Here is a 4526-nt window from a genome sequence, read left to right on the forward strand (position 1 = left end):
GTGTGGGGGATAAGCTCCATGGTCGAGAGGGAAACAGCCCAGAGCATCGACTAAGGCCCCTAAGCGTACGCTAAGTGGGAAAGGATGTGGAGTCGCAGAGACAACCAGGAGGTTGGCTTAGAAGCAGCCACCCTTGAAAGAGTGCGTAATAGCTCACTGGTCTAGTGATTCCGCGCCGACAATGTAGCGGGGCTCAAGCGTACCGCCGAAGTCGTGTCATTGCGATATATACCCCCAACGGGGATCGTGATGGGTAGGGGAGCGTCGTGTGCCGGGTGAAGCTGCGCCGGAAGGCAGTGGTGGACGGTTCACGAGTGAGAATGCAGGCATGAGTAGCGATACATACGTGAGAAACGTGTGCGCCGATTGACTAAGGGTTCCTGGGTCAAGCTGATCTGCCCAGGGTAAGTCGGGACCTAAGGCGAGGCCGACAGGCGTAGTCGATGGATAACCGGTTGATATTCCGGTACCCGCTGTGAAGCGTCAAACATCGAGCCCATTAATGCTAAGGCCGTGAAGCCGTCCTGATCTCTTCGGAGTTGAGGGAAGTGGTGGAGCCGCTGACCCAAGGTGGTAGTAGGTGAGTGATGGGGTGACGCAGGAAGGTAGTCCAGCCCGGGCGGTGGTTGTCCCGGGGTAAGGGTGTAGGCCGTGCGGTAGGTAAATCCGTCGCACATAAGGCTGAGACCTGATGCCGAGCCGATTGTGGTGAAGTGGATGATCCTATGCTGTCGAGAAAAGCCTCTAGCGAGTTTCATGGCGGCCCGTACCCTAAACCGACTCAGGTGGTCAGGTAGAGAATACCGAGGCGTTCGGGTGAACTATGGTTAAGGAACTCGGCAAAATGCCCCCGTAACTTCGGGAGAAGGGGGGCCATTCCTGGTGATGAGTCTTGCGCTCTGAGCTGGGGGTGGCCGCAGAGACCAGCGAGAAGCGACTGTTTACTAAAAACACAGGTCCGTGCGAAGCCGTAAGGCGATGTATACGGACTGACGCCTGCCCGGTGCTGGAACGTTAAGGGGACCGGTTAGTGCGCTTTCGGGCGTGCGAAGCTGAGAACTTAAGCGCCAGTAAACGGCGGTGGTAACTATAACCATCCTAAGGTAGCGAAATTCCTTGTCGGGTAAGTTCCGACCTGCACGAATGGCGTAACGACTTCTCGACTGTCTCAACCATAGGCCCGGTGAAATTGCACTACGAGTAAAGATGCTCGTTTCGCGCAGAAGGACGGAAAGACCCCGGGACCTTTACTACAGTTTGATATTGGTGTTCGGTTCGGCTTGTGTAGGATAGGTGGGAGACTTTGAAGCGGGCACGCCAGTGTTCGTGGAGTCGCCGTTGAAATACCACTCTGGTCGTGCTGGATGTCTAACCTCGGTCCGTGATCCGGATCAGGGACAGTGTCTGATGGGTAGTTTAACTGGGGCGGTTGCCTCCCAAAGGGTAACGGAGGCGCCCAAAGGTTCCCTCAGCCTGGTTGGTAATCAGGTGTTGAGTGTAAGTGCACAAGGGAGCTTGACTGTGAGACCGACGGGTCGAGCAGGGACGAAAGTCGGGACTAGTGATCCGGCGGTGGCTTGTGGAAGCGCCGTCGCTCAACGGATAAAAGGTACCCCGGGGATAACAGGCTGATCTTCCCCAAGAGTCCATATCGACGGGATGGTTTGGCACCTCGATGTCGGCTCGTCGCATCCTGGGGCTGGAGTCGGTCCCAAGGGTTGGGCTGTTCGCCCATTAAAGCGGTACGCGAGCTGGGTTTAGAACGTCGTGAGACAGTTCGGTCCCTATCCTCTGTGCGCGTAGGAATATTGAGAAGGGCTGTCCCTAGTACGAGAGGACCGGGACGGACGAACCTCTGGTGTGCCAGTTGTCCTGCCAAGGGCATGGCTGGTTGGCTACGTTCGGAAAGGATAACCGCTGAAAGCATCTAAGCGGGAAGCCTGCTTCGAGATGAGTATTCCCACCCCCTTTGAGGGGTTAAGGCTCCCAGTAGACGACTGGGTTGATAGGCCAGATCTGGAAGCCCGGTAACGGGTGGAGGTGACTGGTACTAATAGGCCGAGGGCTTGTCCTCAGTTGCTCGCGTCCACTGTGTTGGTTCTGAAACCACGAACGACCCCATGCATGGTCACGCATGGTGCGGTTGTCAGTTTCATAGTGTTTCGGTGGTCATAGCGTGAGGGAAACGCCCGGTTACATTCCGAACCCGGAAGCTAAGCCTCACAGCGCCGATGGTACTGCAGGGGGGACCCTGTGGGAGAGTAGGACGCCGCCGAACTCCTTTTGATAGAAAACCCCCGCACCTCTGGTGCGGGGGTTTTCTGCGTTTAAGGGGTTCCGAATTCCCCGTAGGGTCGTCCCATGCGATACGACCTGGTCATCTTCGACAATGACGGCGTCCTCGTGGACAGCGAGCCGCTCTCCAACACGATCCTCGCCGCCTATTTGACCGAGCTCGGGCATGCCACCAGCTACGAGGACTCCCTGCGCGACTACATGGGGGCCGCCGTCCATCGCGTACACGACCTGATTCTGGAACGGACTGGGCAGCGGCTGCCCGGGGACTTCGACGAGGAATTGCACAGGCGGGTCTTCGCGGCCTTCGAGCGGGAGTTGCAGCCGATGGACGGGGCCGTCGAGATCCTGGAGAAGCTTGCGGGCGACGGGGTCGCCTACTGTCTCGCCTCGTCCGGCAGCCATGAGCGGATTCGGGTGGGACACCGGAGGACCGGGCTCGACGCGTGGTTCGACGAGGGGCGGATCTTCAGCTCGCAGGACGTGGGGCGCGGGAAGCCCGCGCCCGATCTCTTCCTGTACGCGGCCGAGCGCATGGGAGTGGCGCCCGAGAGGTGCGCGGTCGTGGAGGACAGCCCGCTCGGGGTGCGGGCCGCCGTGGCCGCCGGGATGGACGTGTACGGGTTCACCGCCATGACGCCCGCCGAGCGGCTCGTCGGCGCCACCGAACTCTTTGCCGACCTGCGGGAGTTGCCTGCCCTGCTGGCCTGACGGACCTGACCGGCCTGACATTTGTCATGGTGAGCTCCGGACGATCGTTTCTGTCGGGGGAGGGGGGCCGGTGGCGAAGCTGAGGGTGTCGCGAAACGAAGCGGGTGCCACAGCTTCGACGCCGCCCACAGCCACGACGGAGGAACCCGCTCATGAGCCAGCTCACCACCGAGGTCCCGGTCACCGGCCCCCAGGCCCCCGGCACGCGTCACCAGGCCGCCGCAGGCGGGAGCCAGGCTCCCGCGGCGGCCCAGGACATCCGCAAGGCCCACATGGAGTCGCTGAAGCCGCTGGTCCTCGACGCGCTGGTGCCCACGGCCCTGTACTACCTGCTCAGCAAGGGCGTCGGCATGGGCACCCTCGCCGCGCTGGCCTGGAGCAGCGTGCTGCCGGCCGGGCGTACGGCCTGGGGGCTGGTCAAGGAGCGGCGGGTCAACGGGCTCGCGGCGCTCATCCTGGCCGCCAACGTCGTCGGCCTGCTGCTCAGCCTCGTGGCCGGTGACCCCCGGCTGATGCTCGCCAAGGACAGCGGCATCACGGCCACCGTGGGACTCGCGGTGCTGGTGTCGGTGGTGGGCGGGCGGCCGCTGATGACGGCGGCGCTCAAGCCGTGGGTGACCAAGGGCGACCCGGCGCGGACCGCCGCCTGGGCCCGGCTGAGCGCCGAGCGTGGCCGTTTCGTACGGATGGAGCGGACGTTCTCGGTGCTCTGGGGCCTTGCCCTGTTCGGCGAGGCCGTGGCGAGGGTGATCGGGGCGTACACGCTGCCCGTGGACACCATGGTGTGGCTGGGCGGTGTCATCGCGGCGGTGACCATCACCAGCACCGTGATGGTGAGCGGAGCCCTCGCCGTGGGCCCCATGGAGGCGATGGTCACGGCGGATGTCCGGGACCGGTGAAATTGGTTGAGTGATCCATCTACCCATGGGTAGTGCGGGGCCCTACGCTTCCCGGCCATGACTCATGAGCTGCGGCGCGCCAGGGCCTCGCTGGCGTTCGCCTTCCTCGCCCAGGGAGTGGCGTTCGCCCTGCTGGTGACGCGCATCCCGGCGATCCAGGACCGGTACGGGATATCCGACGGGCTGCTGCCGGTCTTCCTGGCCGCTGTGCCCATCCTGGCCGGGGCGGGCAGCGTGGGGACCGAGAAACTGGTCAGGAGGGTTCCTCCGAGCACGGTACTGAGGTGGTCGCAGCCGGTCGTGCTGCTCGCGCTCCTCGGGGTCGGCGCGGGGGACGTGCTGTGGCAGGTCGCGCTCTCCCTCGGGGTGTTCGGCCTGGCGGTGGGCGCGCTCGACGCGTCGATGAACATGCTCGGGGTCAGCCTCCAGCGGGCGTACGGGCGGAGCATCATGCTCGGCTTCCACGCCGCGTACAGCCTCGGCGGGATCGCGGGCGCTTCGCTGGCCTGGGCGGGTGCGCACGGGGATCTGTCGCTGTTCGTGTCGTATCTGCCCGCCGTGGCCGTGCTGCTGCCCGCCGCGCTGCTCGGGAGCCGGTGGTACGTCGACGCGGCGGGCAGC

2 protein-coding genes, 2 rRNA genes and 1 pseudogene are annotated in these 4526 nt (G+C 63.5%); all 5 read left to right on the forward strand.

The window, feature by feature from the left end:
- Positions 1 to 2074 (forward strand): 23S ribosomal RNA (locus tag AB8Z36_RS16495); the annotation flags it as partial.
- An 87-nt stretch (positions 2075 to 2161) separates the two neighbouring features.
- Positions 2162 to 2278 (forward strand): 5S ribosomal RNA (rrf, locus tag AB8Z36_RS16500).
- 83 nt (positions 2279 to 2361) lie between these two features.
- Entirely contained in the window at positions 2362 to 3006 is a 645-nt protein-coding gene (locus AB8Z36_RS16505) for an HAD family hydrolase (RefSeq protein ID WP_369214066.1), read from the forward strand.
- A 152-nt stretch (positions 3007 to 3158) separates the two neighbouring features.
- The gene (locus AB8Z36_RS16510; protein ID WP_369214067.1) at positions 3159 to 3905 is read left to right on the forward strand and encodes a VC0807 family protein; all 747 of its coding nucleotides are present in this window, start codon (positions 3159 to 3161) and stop codon (positions 3903 to 3905) included.
- Positions 3906 to 3962: 57 nt separating this feature from the next.
- Positions 3963 to 4526: pseudogene (locus AB8Z36_RS16515) on the forward strand (MFS transporter); the annotation flags it as partial.

This window comes from Streptomyces flavofungini (genome assembly GCF_041028215.1).
Classification (GTDB): domain Bacteria; phylum Actinomycetota; class Actinomycetes; order Streptomycetales; family Streptomycetaceae; genus Streptomyces; species Streptomyces flavofungini_B.